The organism is Xanthomonas phaseoli pv. dieffenbachiae, from assembly GCF_008639345.1.
GTDB lineage: Bacteria > Pseudomonadota > Gammaproteobacteria > Xanthomonadales > Xanthomonadaceae > Xanthomonas > Xanthomonas phaseoli.
On the sequence record NZ_CP041380.1, the window covers coordinates 1,976,436 to 1,995,894 of the forward strand.

Consider the following 19,459-nt stretch of genomic DNA (forward strand, 5'->3'; position numbering starts at 1 on the left):
GAACAAGATGAGTGCTTCCACGGCAGCGCCGGCACGTGACCGGTTGCGTATCGCCATCCAGAAGAGCGGCCGCCTGGCCGAGCCGGCGCGCAGCCTGCTGGCCGCCTGCGGGCTGAGCTGGCGGCAGAGCCGCGACAAGCTGTTCTGCTACGGCGAGTCGTTGCCGGTGGACCTGCTGTTGGTGCGCGACGACGATATCCCGGGCCTGATCGCCGATGGCGTCTGCGACTTGGGCATCGTGGGCCAGAACGAGCTGGAAGAGCAGGCGGCCGAGCGCCGCCGCAACGGCTTGCCGGCCGCCTATCACGCGGTGCGCGGGGTCGGCTTCGGCCAGTGCCGCCTGATGCTGGCCGTGCCGGAAGAATGGGACTGGCACGGCGTGGCGCAGCTGGCGGGCAAGCGCATCGCCACCAGCTATCCGGCAATCCTGGCCGACTGGCTGGAGCGGCAGGGCATCGACGCGACGGTGGTGGAGTTGTCCGGTTCGGTGGAAATCGCCCCGCGCCTGGGCACCGCCGATCTGATCTGCGACCTGGTTTCCAGCGGCGCCACCCTGGCTGCCAACCAGCTCAAGCCGGTCGAACTGGTGATGGAAAGCGAGGCCGTGCTGGCCGGCGCAGTGCGCGAACCTGCCGATGCGCGTGCCGGCCTGCTGGCAATGCTGCTGCGGCGCATGGACGGCGTGCTCAAATTGCGCGACAGCAAGCTGCTGATGTTCCGCGCTGAACACGGCAACGTGGATGCGCTGCGTCGCCTGCTGCCCGATGCCGACCCGCTGGTGCAGTTGCCCGACGATGGCAACGGTGCGCTGCGCTTGCAGACCATGTGCCATGGCGCAGTGACCTGGCAGCGGCTGGAAGAACTCGAACGCGCAGGTGCGCAAGGCTTGATGGTGTTGACGGTGGAGCGCTCGCTGGCATGAATATTCTCGATTGGTCCCAACTCGACGGCGCCGCGCGGACCGACGCACTGACCCGCCCGGTGCAGACCGTGGCCACGCAAACACGCGACGCGGTGGCTGCATTGATTGCCGATGTGCGTGCACGCGGCGATGCCGCCTTGCGCGAGATCACCATGCGTTTGGATGGCGTGGCGCTGGACAACTTTGCCGTGAGCGAGGCGGAATTCGCCGCCGCGCAAGCGGCCGTTGCGCCGGAACTGCGCCAGGCCATGCAGGATGCGGTCGCGCGCATCGACACCTTCCACCGCGCCGGCATGAGCGAAGGCTATGCGGTGGAAACCGCGCCCGGCGTGGTGTGCGAAAAGATCGTGCGGCCGATTGGCCGGGTGGGTCTGTACGTGCCGGCAGGTAGTGCGCCGTTGCCATCGACTGCCTTGATGCTGGGCGTGCCGGCACGTCTGGCCGGCTGCCGCGAGGTGGTGTTGTGCACGCCGCCGCGCAAGGACGGCAGCGTGGACCCGGCGGTGCTGGTGGCCGCGCAGCTCACCGGCGTGCGCCACGTATTCAAGCTCGGTGGCGCGCAGGCGATCGCGGCGATGGCATATGGCACCGAGTCGGTTCCGAGTTGCGACAAGCTATTCGGCCCGGGCAATAGCTATGTCACCGAAGCCAAGCAGCAGGTGGCGCAGTCCGGTGCGGCGGCGATCGACATGCCTGCCGGCCCTTCGGAAGTCCTGGTCATCGCCGATGCGGGTGCGCAGCCGGCGTTCGTGGCTGCCGATCTGTTGTCGCAGGCCGAACACGGCCCGGATTCGCAGGTGTTGTTGCTCTCCGACAGCGACGCGTTGATCGATGCGGTGCAAGCGCAGCTGGAAGTTCAGCTGGCGCAACTCTCGCGTGCCGACATCGCGCGGCAAGCGCTAGCGCAATCGCGGTTGATCAAGGTGCAGACGCTGGATCAGGCGTTTGCGATCAGCAACCGCTATGCACCGGAACATCTGATTCTCGCGCTGCGCGAGCCGCGTGCATGGTTGAGCCAGGTCGAGGCGGCCGGTTCGGTGTTTCTCGGCGACTACACGCCCGAGGCGCTTGGCGACTACTGCAGCGGCACCAATCACGTGCTGCCGACCAGCGGGGCGGCGCGCGCCTATAGCGGCGTGAGTGTGGCCAGCTTCCAGAACATGGTCAGCGTGCAGGCAGCCAGCAAGGCCGGCATCGACCGCATCGGCGAATGTGCATTGATCCTCGCGCGCGCCGAGGGGCTGGATGCGCATGCCAACGCGGTGGCGCTACGCATGGGAGCGGCAGCATGAGTGCATCGTCGATCCTGGATCTGGTGCGCGAAGATCTGCGTGCATTCGCGGGCTATTCGTCGGCGCGCACCAGCGCGTTGCAGGGCGATGTGTGGCTCAACGCCAACGAGTCTGCCTGGGCAAATCCCGCCGATCCCGACGCCAGCACGCGGCGCTATCCCGATCCGCAACCCAAGGGCCTGCGCAGCGCGCTTGCGGCGCTGTATGGGTGCGCGCCGGAGCAGCTGTTGATCGGCCGCGGCAGCGACGAGGCGATCGATCTGCTGGTACGCGGCCTGTGCGTGCCAGAGCGCGATGCGGTTGTGGTGACGCCGCCGGTGTTCGGCATGTACGCGGTATGCGCGCGGCTGCAGAACGCACCGTTGGTGGACGTGCCGCTGGTCGATGGGCCAGATGGGTTCCATGCAGATATCCCGGCAATTGTGGCGACGGCATTGGCCTCGAACGCCAAGCTGGTGTTTCTGTGTTCGCCTTCCAATCCTGCTGGTTCGGCCATTGCGCTGGACGACATCGAACACGCGCTGCAGGCCTTGCAAGGCAAGGCGCTGGTGGTGGTGGACGAGGCCTATGGCGAATTTTCCGATGTGCCTTCGGCAGTCGGTCTGCTCGGGCGTTACGACAATCTCGCGGTGTTGCGTACGCTTTCCAAGGCGCATGCGCTGGCGGCGGCGCGTATCGGCACGCTGATCGCCAATGCCGAGCTGATTGCCCTGCTGCGCCGCTGCCAGGCACCGTACCCGGTGCCAACGCCATGCGCGGCCATGGCCGAGCAGGCCTTGTCTGCGCCGGTGCTGGAGGTGACGCGCCGACGTATCGCCGAAGTGCGGAGTGAGCGCGAGCGCGTGCACAAAGCACTCGCACAGCTGGCCGGTGTGCGGCAGGTCTATCCCTCGCAAGGCAACTTTCTGCTGGTGCGATTCGATGATGCCGAGGTGGCGTTCCAGGCGCTGCTCGAAGCTGGCGTGGTGGTGCGCGATCAACGCGCAGTGCCGCGCCTGGCCGACGCCTTGCGCATCACTCTGGGCACGCACGAACAGAACCAGTGCGTGCTGGGCGCGCTGCAGCGCACACAGGAGGCCGCCGCATGACCCCGATTCTTTTTGTCGACCGCGACGGCACCCTGATCACAGAGCCGGCCGATTTCCAGATCGACGCCTACGAAAAACTGCGCTTTGTCGATCACGTGATTCCGGCGATGCTCAAGCTGCGCGATGCCGGCTATCAGTTCGTCATCGTCAGCAACCAGGATGGGCTGGGCAGCGAGAGTTACCCACGCGCCTCCTTCGACGGCCCGAACAACCTGATGCTGCAGATCTTCGCCAGCCAGGGCATCGAGTTTCGCGACGTGCTGATCGATTGCAGCTGGCCGGCCGACAACGCGCCCACGCGCAAGCCCGGCATCGGCCTGATGCTGCCCTATCTGCAGGACCGCAGCATCGACTGGGCGCGCTCGTCGATGGTGGGCGACCGCATCACCGACATCCAGTTCGCGCGCAACCTCAACATTCGCGGGTTCCAACTGCGCACCGACGAATTCGGCGGCGAGTGGGACTGGCCCGGCATCGCCCATGAGCTGGCCGACGCGCCGCGCCGCGCGGTGGTTCAGCGCAACACCAAGGAAACCAAGATCCGCGTCGAACTGGATCTGGATCGCGTGGCCGAGCCGAAGACCGCCACCGGTCTGCCGTTCTTCGACCACATGCTGGAACAGATCGGCAAGCACGGCGGTTTTGCGCTGGAGATCCGGGCCGAGGGCGATCTGCATATCGATGAGCACCACACCATCGAAGACACCGGACTTGCGCTGGGCCAGGCGCTACGTGAAGCGCTGGGCGACAAGCGCGGTATCGGCCGTTACGGCTTCGATCCGGATAGCAGCCCCTGGCAGGTCGCCGGCGAAAAGGCGCAGCATGGCTTCACGCTGCCGATGGACGAAACCATCGCCAGTGCTGCGCTGGATTTCAGCGGGCGGCCATATTTCGTCTTCGACGGCGAGTTCAAGCGCGAACGCGTCGGCGACATGCCGACCGAGCTGGTGCCGCATTTTTTCCGCTCGATCTGCGATGCGTCCGGCTTGAATCTGCATCTGACTGTGCGTGGTGAGAACGATCACCACAAGGTGGAGGCCTGCTTCAAGGCCCTGGCACGTGCGTTGCGCCAGGCGATCCGCCGCGAAGGCACTGCATTGCCCACCACCAAGGGCGCACTATGACCGATGTTGCGCTGATCGATGCCGGTGGCGCCAACCTGGGCTCGGTGCGCTATGCATTGGAGCGCTTGGGCGTGAACGCCCGCGTGGTGCGCGATGCGGCAGGCCTGCAGGGCGCGCAGCGCGTGATACTGCCCGGTGTGGGTGCTGCGCCAGAAGCGATGTCGCGTCTGCGCACGCAGGGCTTGGTCGAGCCGTTGCGCGCGCTGCAGGTACCGTTGATCGGTATCTGCTTAGGCATGCAGTTGCTGTTCGAACATTCCGAAGAAGGCGATGTCGAGTGCCTGGGACTGCTGCCCGGCATCGTGCGGCATATGACGCCGGCACTCGGCATCCGTGTGCCGCACATGGGCTGGAATCAGCTGGTGCCGATGCGCGACTCCGCGCTGCTGGCCGGTCTGCCCGAGCGCGCCAGTGCCTATTTCGTGCATGGCTATGCGGCGCCGGTGACGGCCGATACCGTGGCCGCCTGCGATCACGGCGGGTTGTTCACCGCCGTCGTGCAGAACGGGCTGCGCTGCGGCGCGCAATTCCACCCTGAGCGTTCGGCCGATACCGGTGCACGCATCCTGCGCAATTTTCTTGAGATGAGCTTCCCATGAGTTTCACCGTTTACCCGGCGCTGGATATCCGCAACGGCCGCGTGGTGCGCCTGCTACAAGGCGATTACGCGCGCGAAACGCAGTACGGCGACGATGTACTACCGCGTGCGCAGGCATTCGCCGATGCCGGTGCGCAGTGGATGCATCTGGTCGATCTGGATGCGGCCAAGGCGGGCGGCTACACCTTGGCCGGCACGCTCGGCGAGATCGCGCGTGCTACCGGCTTGCGGGTGCAGACCGGCGGTGGCGTTCGATCGCGCGAGGATGTGGCGCGCATCCTCGATGCCGGCGCCGCACGCGTGGTGATCGGCTCGTTGGCAGTGCGCGATAGCGAGATGGTGATTGGCTGGCTGCAGGAATTCGGTGCCGATCGCCTGACGATCGCGCTGGACACGCGCCAGGACGCCGAGGGCATCTGGCAGTTGCCGGTGCACGGCTGGACCGAAACGGCAGACGCCACGCTGGACCAATTGGCCGTGCGCTACGCGCAAGCCGGGCTGCAGCATCTGCTGTGCACCGACATCGCCCGCGACGGCATGCTGTCCGGCCCCAAGATGGCGTTGTACGCGCATCTGCGCGCGCTGACGCCGCAGCTGCAGGTGCAGGTCTCCGGTGGCGCGCGCAATCTTGCCGATGTCGCCGCGGCCAAGGCGGCAGGCTGCGCCGGCATCGTGCTCGGCAAGGCCTTGCTGGAAGGCCACCTGGATCTGGACGAGGCACTGGCATGCTGAGCCGTCGCATCATTCCGTGCCTGGACGTGCGCGATGGTCGCGTGGTCAAGGGCGTCAAGTTCCGCGACCACATCGACATGGGCGACATCGTCGAACTGGCCTTGCGCTACCGCGCGCAGGGCGCCGATGAGCTGGTGTTCTACGACATCGGTGCCAGCCCGGAAGGGCGTTCGGTCGACTACACCTGGGTCGAGCGGGTGGCACGATTGATCGATATTCCGTTCTGCGTTGCTGGAGGTATTGGCGATGTGGAAACGGCCCGTGCGGTGCTACACGCCGGTGCCGACAAGATATCGATCAACTCGCCTGCGTTAGGTCGCCCGCAACTGATCTCCGAACTGGCCGATGCCTTCGGCGTGCAATGTGTCGTGGTCGGCATCGATTCGATTCGTGAGGAAGATGGGCAGTGGCGTGTGCGCCGCTACACCGGCGACCCGAGCAAGACCCAGGCGCTGCCAATGCGCACGCTGGATTGGGTGGCCGAAGCGCAGCGCTTGGGCGCAGGCGAGATCGTGCTCAATTGCATGGACAACGATGGGGTGCGCCGCGGCTACGATATCGCCCAACTGCGCCAGGTGCGCGCATTGTGCCGGGTGCCCCTGATCGCTTCCGGCGGTGCGGGCCAGATGCAGCACTTTGCCGACGTCTTCGACCAGGCCGATGTGGATGGCGCACTGGCCGCCAGCGTGTTTCACAGCGGCGCAATTCCGATCCCGGAACTCAAGCAATTCTTGCGCGCGCAACAGATCGAGGTACGCGATGGGCAGTAACGAAGTGGCGACGGGCGAGACGCTCGCAACGCTGGATTGGAGCAAGGGCGATGGTCTGTTGCCGGTGATCGTGCAGGACGCCGACACCCTGCGCGTGCTGATGCTGGGCTACATGAATGCCGAAGCGTTGGTCGTGACCCAGCAGCGCGGCGAAGTCACGTTCTTCAGCCGCAGCAAGCAACGCTTGTGGACCAAGGGCGAAAGTTCGGGAAACGTGTTGCGCGTGGTCTCGATCGAAACTGATTGCGATGCCGACACCCTGTTGGTGCAGGCACGTCCGCATGGCCCGACCTGTCATCTGGGCCGCACCAGCTGTTTTCCGAGTGCGCCTGGGCAGTTCTTGGGCAGCCTGGATGCACTGGTGGCCGAGCGCGAGCGTGAGCGTCCGCAAGGGAGCTACACCACCAAGCTGTTCGAACAAGGCATCCGCCGCATTGCGCAAAAGGTGGGCGAGGAGGGCGTCGAAACCGCGCTGGCCGGCGTGGTGCAGGACGATGACGCGTTGCTCGGCGAATCTGCCGATCTGCTGTACCACCTGATCGTGCTGCTACGCGCACGTGGGCTGGGCCTTGGCGATGCGGTGGCGTTGCTGGAGTCGCGACATCGATAACGTAGCCGCGTAGGCGCGCACCCGGGCGCGACAGGCGTTATTGGGATGCCCCGTCGCACCCAGGTGCGTGCCCACGGATGTGTCGCCGTGTTTTCCTACCTTCGTACACGCGCCGTGCGTCTTGCGATGGCATGTACAATTTCCGCTGATCTTCGCGCGGGAAAACGCATGTATCGTCGCTTCGCTTTGTTGGCACTGGGCTTGCTCACGGCAAGCGCATACGCGCGCGCGACCACGGTCGACGGCATCGTGTACGAAGAACGCGATGGGCGTGCCGGCCGCAGCGCGGATGAGCCGGGCGTGGCCGGCGTGTCGGTTTCCAATGGCGAGCAGATCGTGCGTACCGATGCGCAGGGCCGCTACCGACTGCCGGTACGCGATGGGCAGACGGTCTTCGTGATCAAGCCGGGCGACCGCCGCTTTTTGCCCGCCGCCGACGGCCTGCCCGCATTCTGGCGCCACTACGCACCGCGTGGTTCTGCCAAGCATCGCTACAGCGGCGTCGCCGCGACCGGCCGCAACACGCGCAACTGGGATTTCGCGCTGACGCCGCGCGCAAACACCGCGGCCGATGGCTTCCAGATGCTGGTATTTGCCGACAGCCAGACCGCCAGCCTGGCCGACGTTGGTTATTACCAGCGCGACATCGTGGAGCCGATCATCGGCAAGACCACCGCCAGGCTGGGCACCACGCTGGGAGATATCGTCAGCGACGATCTAAGCCTGTATCCGGCCTTGAATAAGGTCACCACGCAGCTGGGCGTGCCGTGGTTCCATGTGCCGGGCAACCACGATCTCAATCTGGACGCGCACGACGATGCGCAGTCGCTGGACACTTGGCACGCGGTCTACGGTCCGGACACCTATGCGGTTGAAGAGGCCAATGCCAGCTTCGTGTTCCTGGACGATGTGATTTACACGCCCGGCGGCAAGCAGGCCTATATCGGTGGACTGCGCGACGATCAATTTGCCTTCCTGCAGAATTACCTGGCGCAGCTGCCGCGCGACCGGCTGTTGGTGCTGGGCATGCATATCCACCTGTTCGACGCAGCGCCGGGGCAGGAAACCTTCCGGCATGCCGATCGCCGCCGCCTGTTCGGATTGCTGAAAGAGTTTCCGCATGTGTTGGTGCTCAGCGGCCATAGCCACACCCAGCGCCAGGTGGAGCATGGTGCCGACGAGGGCTGGCAAGGCGCACGCCCGCTGCACGAATACAATGTGGGTGCGGCCTGTGGTGCGTTCTGGTCGGGCGCCAAGGATGCCGACGGCATTCCCGATGCGACCATGAGCGACGGCACTCCCAATGGCTATGCGGTGCTGCAGGTTGCCCCCAGCGGCAACTACACGCTGGCTTATCACGCTGCGCGCTCGGCTGACGATGCGCAATTGTTGCTGCATGCGCCCAAGGTGCTGCGCAAGGGCGCGTATGCGGCGTGGGGCGTCTACGCCAATGTCTTCATGGGCCAGAACGACACCGTGGTCGAGATGCGCATCGATAACGGCGCATGGCAGCCGATGAAGCGGGTAGAGCGTGGCGATCCGCGTGTGCTGGCAGAGAATGTGCGCGACGATGCGGCTGACGCACTACGCGGTTACGACCGCTCGCCGGAGGCTACGCCTTCCACGCATCTGTGGCGCGGCGCATTGCCGGCCACGCTGGCGGTGGGCGAACACACCGTCCAGGTGCGCGCGAACCTGCCTACCGGGCAGTACAGCGCCAGCACCGTGTACCGCCTGCAAACTGCTGAGCCGTAAGGCAGTAACAAGGACGTCTCGCTTAATGCCCTTCTCCCAGCGGGGAGAAGGGGCCGCCATGGGGCGAGGGTGCGCACAATGCCTGACATCACCCAGTCCCTGAAGCACCTCGCGCCAGGGGAATCCGGCTCGCACCAAACGATTGCTTGTGACCTTGTGTAGCGGCGCTTGATGCAGCGATAGGGCGCCGGGTCGTCGTGATAGCCGGCAGACAAAAGCGCGGGTGCGAGATCGCGACGCTGAAGCATGCGTCAACTGCGACGCAGCCTTCGGATCGCCACAAACACAAACGCCTCCACACGGGAGGCGTTTCGGGATCCGGGCTGGCAGGCGTTGGCGCGCTGGCGAGGAGCGGTGCTGGCTGGCGGTTGCTGGCTGGCTGGGCGAGTGTAGCGAGGCCCGGTTGAGGCTGACGAAATGAGAATTAGTCTCACCACTAACCGTGGTTATCGACTGGATGCTGCAGGTGCGGGCGGGGGTGTGCTTGGCGGGATTGCGGTTGCCGGGGCATTTGAACGCGGCACGTCGCTCACCGGCGCATCGCCCGTCGAGTCGTTCGAATCCACGCCCTGGTCCGGCTCCGCATCCATGTCCACCGGCGGATACGGATACGCAACCGCCGGCCCCAGATGCACGCCGGCACGCCAACGCGCCAGCACCGGCGCGATGCGCTTGCCCAGCGATTGCTGCGGCAACGAGGGCAGCTCGCCTTCCTGCTTTTCGCGTGCGGTGATGGCGGCTTTGGCAATGTCGAATGCCGCCAACGGGTCATTGCTCTGGTTCATCGCATCGATCAACCATGCCTGCCCGAAATAGGTGGCATTGGAGGTATTGCCGCAGCCGAACGAGGGCCGATCGGCACGCGCAGCGGTGAGGATCAGCGTTTGCGGCGAGCGCAGTGCCGGAATGAAACCTCCCGAATAGCAGGCCGACAGCACGATGATGCGATTGCCGATGCCGGCATCGTCCAGCGCCTTGCGCAGATCCTGCGGGCTGATGAAATCCTCTTCCTTGTCGTCGACCTGCACGTACAGGCTATGGTCTTCGGTACCGTGGGTGGTGACGAACAACAGCAGCGCGTCTTCCGTGCGATCCATGCGCTTGCCGATTGCGGCAAGCGTGTCGTAGAGATTGTCGTAGGTTGCCAGCGGCGCGTACGGATGCTCGCCCAGGTTGTCCGGGTTGTTGACCAGCGTGACCACGCGCCCACGCGCATCGAAGCGTTGCTCGAACAGCTGTTTGAGGTAAAGCGTCTCGTTGCGGAAGACATCGTCGCTGGCATCGCCGGCAAAACCCACCACGTACAGATCAGTGACGCCGGGGCGCTGCGGTTGCAAGGTCTTCAGCGCCTGCGCCAGGGCGGCCTGATCGACCGGATCGACTGCATCGTGGTTCTCGGCAGGCTGAGCCTGCAACGCCGCACCAGCGTCCGGGTGGCAGCCGGCCATCAACGCCACCACGACGATCAGCGTGGAAAGGCGTCGCCATACTGCATGTGGCGCAAAAGGGGAGTGCAGCGACATGGCGCGCGCAGAGGTCCAGGAAAGACGGGGGAAGTGGCGGAGCGCGGTGCCCGCCGCGCAGACCACTATCCCATCGGATAGATGCAGGCGGCGCGTCGCAGCTGGAACAGAGCAGCGGCATGGGTAGCGCAAACCACCGATTGCGCTCAACGGCAAGGAGCGCAATCGGCTTGCGGATCGTGTTTACAGCACCAACTGGCTGAAACTCTCCACACGCTGGTGACTGCCGACATCCTCGGCCGAACGCGGCGTGGGATAGTCCTCCCGGCGGTCCAGAAGCGCGGTGCGCATGCCAGCGCGCTTGGCGGCATCGAGCTCTTCGATCACATCCGACAGGAACAGGATCTCCGGCCCCGGCACGCCAATGCGTTCGGCGATGCGGCGGTAGCTGGCGCTTTCGCGCTTGGGGCCGACTTCGGTGTCGAACCAGTCGGCAATCAGTCCGCTCAGGTCGCCCGCGTCGCTGTGCGCGAAGAACAGTTTCTGCGCCGGCACCGAGCCGGACGAATACACATAGAGCGGAATGCCCGCTGCGTGCCAGGCTTTGAGCTGGATCGCCGCATCGGCGTAGATATGCGCAGTGAAGTCGGCCGTCTTGTAGCCGTCGCCCCAGATCAGGCCCTGCAAGGCCTTGAGCGCGGTGTGCTTGCGATCCTCGTCGATCCAGGTCTGCAGCGTGGTGATCAGCACCTCGTCCGGCACGTCCTCGCCGATTTCATCGGCCACCTGGTTGAGCCAGTGGCGCACCTGCGGATGATTGCCGTGCTCGCGCACGTAAGCCGGCATGGCGCGGCGCGCATACGGGAACAAGACGTCCTTGACGAACGAAATGCTGCTGGTCGTACCTTCGATATCGGTGAGGATCGCTTGCGGTCGTGTCATCGTCAGCTGGCCTTGTGAGGTTTCTCGGGGGCGTAGCGGGGGAATTGTTTGGCGATTTCGGTGCCGGTGAAATGTCCGACCCAGCCGTCCGGCTCGGTGAAGAAGCGGATCGCCACGAAGTGCGGCTCCGGCCCCATGTCGAACCAGTGCAAGGTGCCGTCAGGCACGGCAATCAGGTCGTCCTTGACGCATTCGATCTCATAGACCTTGGCATCGACGTGCAGCGTGAACAGGCCCGAGCCGGCGACGAAAAACCGCACTTCGTCCTCCTTGTGGAAGTGCTCGTCCAGAAACTTGGCGCGCATTTCCTCGCGCTTGGGGTTGTCCGGCGCGATGCTGACCACGTCCACGGTCTTGAAGCCGCGCTCGGCGCTGATGCGGTCGATATCGGCGCGATAGGCCGCCATCACCTGCTCGGGCGTGGCGCCCGGTTCGACCGGCGCGCTGGCATGCCAGCGTTCGAAGGTCACGCCAATCTTCTGCAACTGGGCGGCGATCGCATCGCCGTCGCGGCTGTCGAACTCGGGGGTGGCGGGATTGGTGTCGGCGAAGATACGCAGTCGGCTCATGGCGGTCTGGCTCACGAATGGGGACGGACAGTACTCAGCGCGTGCCGCGCAGTTTCAGCAGTTCGAGTTCGCAATGCAGCAGGAATTCGAACGCTTCCAGATGACGACGTGCCTCGGCCATGTTGCGGCCCCAGGCATACAGGCCGTGTCCTTCGATGAGATACCCCCACATGCTCTGTTTGTCCAGCAAGGCCTCGACCTGCGCGGCCAGCACCTGCATGTCCTGGGTATTGGCGAACACCGGCACGTCCACCGCGGTTTCGTGGGTGGTGTTGCCATCGAAGGCCTTGAGCAGTTCGTAGCCTTCCAGCCGGATCACACCGCTGCCTGCATACAGGCGGGAAGCAATCGTCTGCACCGGCGAGTGCGTATGCAGCACGCAACCGATCTCCGGAAACCGGCGATACAGCTGGGTGTGCAGCAGGGTTTCGGCAGACGGGCGCAACGGGCGGCCGACGGCCAGGCCATCGAAGTCCACCACCATGATGTCTTCTTCGACCAGACGACCCTTGTCGCGGCCGGAGACGGTGATGGCCGCGTGCTGTTCGTCCAGCCGATGGGAAAAATTGCTGCTGGTCGCAGGCGTCCAGCCGGCATGGGCCAGCTCGCGGATATTGGCGATCAGCAGGTGCGCCAGCTCGTGTAGACGCGTGGTGCTGTAGGGCAGGGGGGCAGTGGTCGCATTCATGGACCTATTCTACTGCGCCCCCGGTGCATGGGCAGGTGCAGCGCAGCAGGCGTCGTCCTGCCGCGCCCGACACCGGATCATGCGTGGGCTCAGCGGCCGTCGCGCAGACGGCTGTGGCGATACCCGTAGCCGAAGTAGATCACCAGCCCGACCAGCGTCCACAAGCCCATCAGCATCCAGTTGTGCAGCGTCATCGCCGACAGCAGCGCAAGGCAGCTCAACACGCCGGCGCTGCAGATCAGCCAGGCGGCCGGCATGCGGAAGGGACGCGGCAGTTCCGGGTGGGTGCGACGCAGGATCAGCACGCCGGCGCAGACCGCCGCGAAGGCGATCAGCGTGCCCATCGAGGTCAATTCGCCCAGCACATCCAGCGGGAACACCGCTGCCAGCAGCGCGATGCCGACACCGGTGATGACGGTATTGACATGCGGGGTGCGGTACCTGGGGTGGATGCGGGTGAAGATCGACGGCAGCAGGCCATCGCGCGCAATGATCATGAAGATGCGCGGCTGCCCGATGATCATCACCAGCACCACCGACGACAGCCCGATCAACGCGCCCACTTCCACGACCACGCGCAGCCAGGCCAGCTGCGGATGCGCCGCCACGGCGGTCACCACCGGCTCGTCGGTGCCGAGCAGGGTGTACGGCACCAGGCCGGTCATGACTGCCGCCATGGCGATGTAGAGCACGGTGCAGATCACCAGCGACAGGATCATGCCGATCGGCAGGTCGCGTTGCGGGCGATGCGATTCCTGCGCTGCCACCGACACCGCCTCGAAGCCGATATAGGCGAAGAACACCATCGCCGCGCCGCGCAGCACGCCCTCCATGCCGTACTTACCCGGGCCTTCGTTGGACGGAATGAACGGGTGCCAGTTGGCCGTGTCCACGTATTTCCAGCCCACCGCGATCACCAGCAGGATCAGGCCGGTCTTGAGGATCACCATGGCCATGTTCATTGCCGACGACTTGCGGATGCCGACATAGCACAGCCAGGTCAGCAGCAGCACGATGCCGGCCGCCGGCAGGTTGGCGATCGCCCCGGTGGGTTGCAGCTTGCCGTCCAGCGGCGCGCTGACGAGTGCGGCCGGCAGGTGGATGTCGAAATGCTCGAGCAGGCTCAGGAAGTAGCCGGTCCAGCTGACCGCCACGGCCGAGGCGGACACGCCATATTCCAGCACCAGCATCCAGCCGATGAACCACGCGGCCAGCTCGCCGAAGGTGGCGTAGGTGTAGGTATAGGCGCTGCCGGAGACCGGCACCATCGCAGCGAATTCTGCGTAGGCCATCGCACAGAACGCACAGCACACCGCTGCGAGCACGAACGAGAGCATGATCGCCGGTCCGGCATGGTCGGCCGCCGCCTGGCCGGTGATGACGAAGATGCCGCCGCCGATCACCGCGCCGATTCCCAGGGCGGTCAGCCCCCATGGGCCAAGCGCGCGTTGCAGGCCCAGCCCGTCGGCCGCCTCATGGCTGGCGTGCGGGTGTTTGGTGGCCCAAAGTTGTTTGAACATGAAGCGGTTCCGGCTTGGCGCTACGCGCGATCATTGAACAAGAAGACCGGCGTCGCGCGCCGGTCTTGAGAGAAGCTTAGGCCCGTTTCGCGAGGCGACTGTGGTGGACGCCGTAGCCGAAGTAGATCGCCAGGCCGATCACGGTCCAGCCTACGAACACCTTCCAGTGTTCCTGGAAGGCCTGGAAGAACAGGAACAGACAGGCCAACGCGCCCAGGGGACAGATCACCATCGCCAGCGGCACCCGGAACGGGCGCGGCAGGTCGGGCTTGGTGAAGCGCAGCACCAGCACGCCGGCGCAGACCGTGGCGAAGGCGAGCAGGGTGCCCATCGAGACGAGTTCGCCCAGTACGTTCAACGGGATCGCCCCGGCCAGCAGCGCGGCGACCACGCCCACGAAGAGCGTGCCGACGTAGGGCGTGCGGAATTTCGGGTGCACCTTGCCGAACAGCTTGGGCATCAGCCCATCCTTGGCCATGGTGTAGAAGATGCGCGGCTGCGCCATCAGCATCACCAGCACCACCGACGACAAACCGGCGATGGCACCGATTTCCACCGCGGTCTTGAGCCAGGTCAGTTGCGGGTGGGCCTCCAGCGCGGTGGCCACCGGCTTGGCGGTGCCGAGCTGGGTGTAGGGCAGCAGGCCGGTCAGCACCGCGCAGACGATGATGTAGATGACGGTGCAGATGGCCAGCGACACCAGGATGCCGATCGGCATGTTCTTCTGCGGATCCTTGGTCTCGCCGGCGGAGGTGGAAACCGCGTCGAAGCCGATGTAGGAGAAGAACACGATGGACGCGGCGCGAAACACCCCGTCCCAGCCGAACTGGCCGGGGCCGGTGTTTTCCGGGATGAAGGGGTGCCAGTTCGCCGGGTCGATATAGGAAATGCCAAAGCCCACGAACAGGCAGATCACCACGACCTTGATCGCCACCACGATCGCGTTGGCGAACGCCGACTGGGTGACGCCGACGTAGCACAGGATGCTCACCGCCGCGACGATCAGCACGGCCGGCAGGTTGACCAGATTCCCGGAGCTGACAAAGCCGTGGCCGTCCCAGGCCAGCGGCGCACCCGCCAACTCTGCGGGGAACGGCAACCCGAGGGTGCCGGTGATGAAGCTGATCAGGTAGGCAGACCAGCCGACTGCAACGCTGGAGCCGGCGAACAGGTATTCCAGCACCAGACACCAGCCGATGAACCAGGCGATGCCTTCGCCGAGCGTGGCGTAGGAATACGAATAGGCGCTACCGGAAACCGGCATCATCGCGGCGAATTCGGCATAGCACAGGCCGGCGAAGGCGCAGGCGATACCGGCGAACACGAACGACAGCATCACCGCTGGCCCAGCATGGTTGGCAGCCGCCTGGCCAGTCAGCACGAAGATGCCGGCGCCGATCACCGCGCCGATACCGAGCATGATCAGGTGCTTGGCCGTGAGGGTCCGTTGCAGCGTGGCTTCGCCTTGCAGGCTGCCTTCGACCGGTTCGCCCGCATCGACGTGGCCGGCGGGCTCGATCGGTTTGACCCTCAACAGAGACTTCAGCATTCGGTACATCCCGTAAGTGGCAAAGCGCAGGCGCAGGCGCCCGGACGGTGGTGCGCCGCATCCCGGTGGGACAGGCAAGCGGCCTACCTTGCCAAAGCTACACGCTCACGACAAGCGCGTACGCAGCATGAATGGCGATAATGGCCGCCTGGCCCGCACCGGGCGACCGAGAACGCGCGATGGTAGATGCAACCCTGCAGCAGCAATTGGCGGCGTACCGCCTGCGTTGGCCGGAGGAGGCCGCGCTGGCCGAGCAGTTCGCACAATTGCTGGACGATGCCACCGATCCGTTCGTGCGCGAGCGTGTCGAAGGTCATTTCACCGGCTCGGCGTGGGTGGTCAGCGCCGACGGCACACGCACCTTGCTGACCCATCATCGCAAGCTGCAGCGCTGGCTGCAGCTAGGCGGGCACGCCGATGGCGACCGCAATCTGGCGCAGGTCGCGCTCCGCGAAGCTGAAGAAGAATCCGGTTTGCCTGGCCTGAGGCTGGCGGATGCAGACCTATTCGATCTGGACCGCCACTGGATCCCGGCACGCGGCGAGGTGGCAGGCCACTGGCACTACGACGCGCGCTACGTGGTGGTGGCAGGCGCGGACGAAGACTTCCAGGTCAGCGAGGAATCGCTGGCCCTGGCCTGGCGCCCGATTGTCGAGCTGCTTGCAGAACCGGAGCTGGACCCGTCGCTGCGGCGCATGGCGGAGAAGTGGATGGCCCGAGGCGTGTGATAGGTGATGAGGGTGTGCGCCCTCATCCGCCCTGCGGGCACCTTCTCCCGCAAGCGGAAGAAGGCAGCAAGCCGGAGACCGAGCACCTCCACCTCCTCCTTTTGCAAGCGGGACATAGAGGACCCGTACTTTGTCCTCTCTCAAGCGAGATACCGATGACCTGCACTTTCTTCTCCCGCTTGCGGGAGAAGGTGGCGCAAAGCGCCGGATGAGGGCACTCGTGCAACAACAGATCAATAAAGCACCCGAGTCCGCAAGGTGCCGGTGATCTGTCCCAGCTCGTCCTTCAGTACGCCGGCAAGCTCCTCGCTGGCGCTGACATCGATCACCACATAGCCCACCTTGGGGTCGGTGCGCAGGAACTGGCCGTCGATGTTGACGTTATGGCGCGAGAACAATTCGTTGATCTGCGACAGCACGCCCGGCACGTTGCGATGGATATGCAGCAACCGTAGGCTTTCGGCGTGCTCGGGCAGGGTGACCTCCGGGAAGTTCACCGCCGACAAGGTGCTGCCGTTGTCGCTATAGCGCACCAGCTTGGCGGCGACCTCGATCCCGATGTTGTCCTGCGCCTCCAGCGTGCTGCCGCCCACGTGCGGGGTCAGGATCACATTGTCGTGCGCAGTGAGCGGCGATTCGAACGCATCGCCATTGCCCTTGGGCTCGATCGGGAACACGTCCACCGCCGCGCCGCCGATCTGGCCGGAGGTGAGCGCCGCATCCAGCGCGTCGATGTCGATGACGGTGCCGCGCGAGGCGTTGATCAGGTGCGCGCCAGGCTTCATGCGGGCGATTTCGGCTGCGCCGATCATGTCCTTGGTCGACGGCGTTTCCGGCACGTGCAAGGTGACCACGTCCGAGCGCTCCAGCAGGTCGTCCAGGTCGATGGCCGCGCGTGCGTTGCCCAACGACAGCTTGGTTTCGATGTCGTGGAAGATCACCTGCATCCCTAACGATTCGGCCAGCACGCCGACCTGGGTGCCGATATGCCCGTAGCCGACGATGCCCAGCACCTTGCCGCGCGTTTCGTGGCTGCCGGCGGCCGATTTCGACCAGCCGCCGCGATGGCATTGCGCGTTCTTCTGCGGAATGCCACGCAGCAACAGGATCGCCTCGGCGATGACCAGTTCGGCCACGCTGCGGGTGTTGGAGTAGGGCGCGTTGAAGACCGGGATACCGGCCAGCTCGGCCGCGTCCAGGTCCACTTGGTTGGTGCCGATGCAGAAACAGCCGATGGCGATCAGGCGCTTGGCGTGCGCCAGCACCTCGGCGCTCAGCTGCGTGCGCGAGCGGATACCGACGATATGCGCGTCGGCGATGCGGGCGATCAACTCGTCTTCCGGCAGCGACTTGGCGTGCAGTTCGATCTGCGAGTAGCCGGCGGCGCGGAACACGTCGACGGCGGTCGGGCTGATGCCTTCCAGCAACAGCACGCGGATGTCCTGCTTGGGAAACGAGGTTTTCTTCGGCGACATGGGGGAACGCAATGCAGCAATCGGGTCGGCAACTATGCCAGATGGGGTGCGCGATTGGGTGGCCGCCACGCGATGTTCGCGCCGGCAAAGCCCTTGCGCCGCAACGGTTTCAGCTGAATCCAACGCGGCGTCGGCCATGCGTGCGCCGGCTGGACGAGCCGGGCCGGCGCTGGCACGCTGTGCGGTTCCTACCGCAGCGCCGCGTGCCATGACCGATCCCCGCATCCTTTCGTTGCAACAGGCCGTGCCTGCGTTGCGTTTGAAGACCGAGCCGGCCGACCTGGAGCATTACGGCCGCGACTGGACCCGCCGCTGGACGCCGAACCCACTCGCGATCGCCTTGCCGGGCTCGGTGGAGGAAGTGCAGGCGGTCGTGCGTTGGGCAAATGCGCAAGGCGTGGCGGTGGTGCCGTCGGGCGGGCGCACGGGCTTGTCCGGCGGCGCAGTGGCGGCCAACGGCGAGTTGGTGCTGAGCCTGGAGCGTTTGAACAAACCGCTGGATTTCAACGCAGTGGATCGCACGCTCACCGTGCAGGCCGGCATGCCGCTGGAAGCGGTGCACAACGCCGCGCGCGAGCATGGGCTGGTGTATCCGGTGGATTTTGCCGCACGCGGCTCGTGTTCGATCGGCGGCAATATCGCCACCAATGCCGGCGGCATCCGGGTGATCCGCTACGGCAATACGCGCGAATGGGTGGCCGGGTTGAAGGTGGTCACCGGTGGCGGCGAGTTGCTGGAACTCAACAATGCGCTGGTGAAGAATTCCAGCGGCTACGACTTCCGCCACCTGATGATCGGCTCCGAAGGCACGCTCGGCATCATCGTCGAGGCCACGCTGCGGCTGACCGACCCGCCGCCGCCCAGCAACGTGATGTTGCTGGCATTGCCATCCTTCGACGTGCTGATGCAGGTATTCGCCGCGTTCCGTGCGCAGCTGCGCCTGGAGGCCTTCGAATTTTTTACCGATCGCGCGCTGGAGCATGTGCTTGCGCACGGCGCGCAGGCGCCGTTCGCGCAGGTGCACCCGTATTACGTGGTCACTGAATTCGCCGCAGGCGATCAGGCGCAGGAAGCGGCCGCGATGGCGGCCTTCGAGACCTGCATGGAGCAGGGCTGGGTCAGCGATGGCGTGATCAGCCAGAGCGATGCGCAGGCCGCGCAGCTGTGGCGCCTGCGCGAAGGCATCACCGAGGCGTTGGCGCGCTACACGCCGTACAAGAACGATGTGTCGGTGCGCATTTCGGCGATGCCCGCCTTCCTGGCCGAAACCCAGGCCTTGCTGCACGATGCGTATCCGCATTTCGATGTGGTGTGGTTCGGGCATATCGGCGATGGCAACCTGCACATCAACGTGCTCAAGCCCGATGGCACCAGCCAGGCCGATTTCGTTGCAGCCTGCGATCAGGTCACCAAGTTGCTGGCGCAGGCCTTGCAGCGTTTCGACGGCAGCATTTCCGCCGAACACGGCATCGGCCTGGTCAAGAAGGCGTATCTGTGGAGCACGCGCTCTGCCGAGGAAATCGCCTTGATGCGCGGCATCAAACATGTGCTCGATCCTCATCTTTTGCTGAATCCCGGCAAGCTGTTCGAGATGCATGACGCACCTGCCGACACGCGCGCCGGTTAGTCTTCCA

At 65.3% G+C, this 19,459-nt stretch carries 18 protein-coding genes; 11 read left to right on the forward strand and 7 right to left on the reverse strand.

The features are described 5' to 3' along the window. Window positions 1-7: 7 nt before the first annotated feature. The 9 genes from hisG (at window position 8) to FLG15_RS09150 (ending at window position 8,891) form a co-directional block, all read left to right on the forward strand. The gene (gene hisG, locus FLG15_RS09110) at window positions 8-922 is read left to right on the forward strand and encodes an ATP phosphoribosyltransferase (RefSeq protein WP_017155318.1); all 915 of its coding nucleotides are present in this window, start codon (window positions 8-10) and stop codon (window positions 920-922) included. Further along, the gene (hisD, locus tag FLG15_RS09115; protein WP_057679695.1) at window positions 919-2,214 is read left to right on the forward strand and encodes a histidinol dehydrogenase; all 1,296 of its coding nucleotides are present in this window, start codon (window positions 919-921) and stop codon (window positions 2,212-2,214) included. Before hisG ends, hisD begins: the two co-directional genes overlap by 4 nt. Then, window positions 2,211-3,302: a histidinol-phosphate transaminase gene (gene hisC, locus FLG15_RS09120; RefSeq protein WP_057679696.1), complete on the forward strand. Its 1,092-nt coding sequence runs from the start codon at window positions 2,211-2,213 to the stop codon at window positions 3,300-3,302. Before hisD ends, hisC begins: the two co-directional genes overlap by 4 nt. Then, window positions 3,299-4,426, forward strand: coding sequence for a bifunctional histidinol-phosphatase/imidazoleglycerol-phosphate dehydratase HisB (hisB, locus tag FLG15_RS09125; RefSeq protein WP_057679697.1), 1,128 nt, complete (start codon window positions 3,299-3,301; stop codon window positions 4,424-4,426). Before hisC ends, hisB begins: the two co-directional genes overlap by 4 nt. Then, window positions 4,423-5,025, forward strand: coding sequence for an imidazole glycerol phosphate synthase subunit HisH (hisH, locus tag FLG15_RS09130; protein WP_017158501.1), 603 nt, complete (start codon window positions 4,423-4,425; stop codon window positions 5,023-5,025). Before hisB ends, hisH begins: the two co-directional genes overlap by 4 nt. Then, on the forward strand, window positions 5,022-5,756 hold the full coding sequence (gene hisA / locus FLG15_RS09135; RefSeq protein WP_150145904.1) for a 1-(5-phosphoribosyl)-5-[(5-phosphoribosylamino)methylideneamino]imidazole-4-carboxamide isomerase: 735 nt from the start codon (window positions 5,022-5,024) through the stop codon (window positions 5,754-5,756). The genes hisH and hisA overlap by 4 nt, the downstream gene beginning before the upstream one ends. Continuing rightward, on the forward strand, window positions 5,750-6,526 hold the full coding sequence (gene hisF / locus FLG15_RS09140) for an imidazole glycerol phosphate synthase subunit HisF (protein ID WP_017155312.1): 777 nt from the start codon (window positions 5,750-5,752) through the stop codon (window positions 6,524-6,526). The genes hisA and hisF overlap by 7 nt, the downstream gene beginning before the upstream one ends. Further along, window positions 6,516-7,136, forward strand: coding sequence for a bifunctional phosphoribosyl-AMP cyclohydrolase/phosphoribosyl-ATP diphosphatase HisIE (gene hisIE / locus FLG15_RS09145; protein WP_017158500.1), 621 nt, complete (start codon window positions 6,516-6,518; stop codon window positions 7,134-7,136). The genes hisF and hisIE overlap by 11 nt, the downstream gene beginning before the upstream one ends. A 168-nt stretch (window positions 7,137-7,304) precedes the next feature. Then, window positions 7,305-8,891: a calcineurin-like phosphoesterase C-terminal domain-containing protein gene (locus FLG15_RS09150; RefSeq protein ID WP_150145907.1), complete on the forward strand. Its 1,587-nt coding sequence runs from the start codon at window positions 7,305-7,307 to the stop codon at window positions 8,889-8,891. A gap of 446 nt (window positions 8,892-9,337) precedes the next feature. On the opposite strand, the gene FLG15_RS09155 is transcribed toward FLG15_RS09150, so the two are convergent. From FLG15_RS09155 to FLG15_RS09180, 6 genes are all read right to left on the reverse strand, one after another. Next, window positions 9,338-10,414 (reverse strand): C13 family peptidase, encoded by a 1,077-nt coding sequence (locus FLG15_RS09155; protein ID WP_057679699.1) that lies wholly within the window; start codon window positions 10,412-10,414, stop codon window positions 9,338-9,340. 183 nt (window positions 10,415-10,597) lie between these two features. Beyond that, a complete protein-coding gene (mtnC, locus tag FLG15_RS09160; RefSeq protein WP_057679700.1) occupies window positions 10,598-11,296 on the reverse strand; it encodes an acireductone synthase in 699 nt (232 codons plus the stop codon). 2 nt (window positions 11,297-11,298) lie between these two features. Beyond that, window positions 11,299-11,865, reverse strand: a complete 567-nt coding sequence (locus tag FLG15_RS09165; protein ID WP_017155308.1) for a 1,2-dihydroxy-3-keto-5-methylthiopentene dioxygenase — start codon at window positions 11,863-11,865, stop codon at window positions 11,299-11,301. Window positions 11,866-11,899: 34 nt separating this feature from the next. Further along, a complete protein-coding gene (locus FLG15_RS09170) occupies window positions 11,900-12,553 on the reverse strand; it encodes a methylthioribulose 1-phosphate dehydratase (RefSeq protein WP_057679701.1) in 654 nt (217 codons plus the stop codon). Between the two features lie 89 nt (window positions 12,554-12,642). Beyond that, window positions 12,643-14,073 carry an amino acid permease gene (locus tag FLG15_RS09175; protein ID WP_057679702.1) on the reverse strand — a complete coding sequence of 477 codons (1,431 nt, stop codon included), beginning with the start codon at window positions 14,071-14,073 and terminating at the stop codon, window positions 12,643-12,645. A gap of 76 nt (window positions 14,074-14,149) precedes the next feature. Then, the gene (locus FLG15_RS09180) at window positions 14,150-15,622 is read right to left on the reverse strand and encodes an amino acid permease (RefSeq protein ID WP_057679703.1); all 1,473 of its coding nucleotides are present in this window, start codon (window positions 15,620-15,622) and stop codon (window positions 14,150-14,152) included. A gap of 140 nt (window positions 15,623-15,762) precedes the next feature. Here FLG15_RS09180 and FLG15_RS09185 point away from each other — a divergent pair, with 140 nt between their 5' ends. Continuing rightward, a complete protein-coding gene (locus FLG15_RS09185) occupies window positions 15,763-16,350 on the forward strand; it encodes an NUDIX hydrolase (RefSeq protein WP_057679704.1) in 588 nt (195 codons plus the stop codon). A gap of 233 nt (window positions 16,351-16,583) precedes the next feature. On the opposite strand, the gene serA is transcribed toward FLG15_RS09185, so the two are convergent. Beyond that, entirely contained in the window at window positions 16,584-17,825 is a 1,242-nt protein-coding gene (gene serA / locus FLG15_RS09190; RefSeq protein WP_057677648.1) for a phosphoglycerate dehydrogenase, read from the reverse strand. A 208-nt stretch (window positions 17,826-18,033) separates the two neighbouring features. Between serA and FLG15_RS09195 the strand changes: the two genes are divergently transcribed. Further along, window positions 18,034-19,452 carry a D-2-hydroxyglutarate dehydrogenase gene (locus FLG15_RS09195; RefSeq protein ID WP_057677671.1) on the forward strand — a complete coding sequence of 473 codons (1,419 nt, stop codon included), beginning with the start codon at window positions 18,034-18,036 and terminating at the stop codon, window positions 19,450-19,452. The last annotated feature ends 7 nt before the right edge of the window (window positions 19,453-19,459 follow it).

Excerpts from the sequence above, each read along its gene's own strand:
- hisF (WP_017155312.1), top strand. The coding sequence starts at position 5,750 with ATGCTGAGCCGTCGCATCATTCCGTGCCTGGACGTGCGCGATGGTCGC.
- hisA (WP_150145904.1), top strand. The coding sequence starts at position 5,022 with ATGAGTTTCACCGTTTACCCGGCGCTGGATATCCGCAACGGCCGCGTG.
- FLG15_RS09175 (WP_057679702.1), bottom strand. The coding sequence starts at position 14,073 with ATGTTCAAACAACTTTGGGCCACCAAACACCCGCACGCCAGCCATGAG.
- mtnC (WP_057679700.1), bottom strand. The coding sequence starts at position 11,296 with ATGACACGACCGCAAGCGATCCTCACCGATATCGAAGGTACGACCAGC.
- hisIE (WP_017158500.1), top strand. The coding sequence starts at position 6,516 with ATGGGCAGTAACGAAGTGGCGACGGGCGAGACGCTCGCAACGCTGGAT.
- FLG15_RS09180 (WP_057679703.1), bottom strand. The coding sequence starts at position 15,622 with ATGCTGAAGTCTCTGTTGAGGGTCAAACCGATCGAGCCCGCCGGCCAC.
- hisG (WP_017155318.1), top strand. The coding sequence starts at position 8 with ATGAGTGCTTCCACGGCAGCGCCGGCACGTGACCGGTTGCGTATCGCC.
- FLG15_RS09170 (WP_057679701.1), bottom strand. The coding sequence starts at position 12,553 with ATGAATGCGACCACTGCCCCCCTGCCCTACAGCACCACGCGTCTACAC.
- FLG15_RS09155 (WP_057679699.1), bottom strand. The coding sequence starts at position 10,414 with ATGTCGCTGCACTCCCCTTTTGCGCCACATGCAGTATGGCGACGCCTT.
- FLG15_RS09185 (WP_057679704.1), top strand. The coding sequence starts at position 15,763 with ATGGCCGCCTGGCCCGCACCGGGCGACCGAGAACGCGCGATGGTAGAT.
- hisH (WP_017158501.1), top strand. The coding sequence starts at position 4,423 with ATGACCGATGTTGCGCTGATCGATGCCGGTGGCGCCAACCTGGGCTCG.
- hisC (WP_057679696.1), top strand. The coding sequence starts at position 2,211 with ATGAGTGCATCGTCGATCCTGGATCTGGTGCGCGAAGATCTGCGTGCA.
- FLG15_RS09165 (WP_017155308.1), bottom strand. The coding sequence starts at position 11,865 with ATGAGCCGACTGCGTATCTTCGCCGACACCAATCCCGCCACCCCCGAG.
- FLG15_RS09150 (WP_150145907.1), top strand. The coding sequence starts at position 7,305 with ATGTATCGTCGCTTCGCTTTGTTGGCACTGGGCTTGCTCACGGCAAGC.
- FLG15_RS09195 (WP_057677671.1), top strand. The coding sequence starts at position 18,034 with ATGACCGATCCCCGCATCCTTTCGTTGCAACAGGCCGTGCCTGCGTTG.
- hisB (WP_057679697.1), top strand. The coding sequence starts at position 3,299 with ATGACCCCGATTCTTTTTGTCGACCGCGACGGCACCCTGATCACAGAG.
- serA (WP_057677648.1), bottom strand. The coding sequence starts at position 17,825 with ATGTCGCCGAAGAAAACCTCGTTTCCCAAGCAGGACATCCGCGTGCTG.
- hisD (WP_057679695.1), top strand. The coding sequence starts at position 919 with ATGAATATTCTCGATTGGTCCCAACTCGACGGCGCCGCGCGGACCGAC.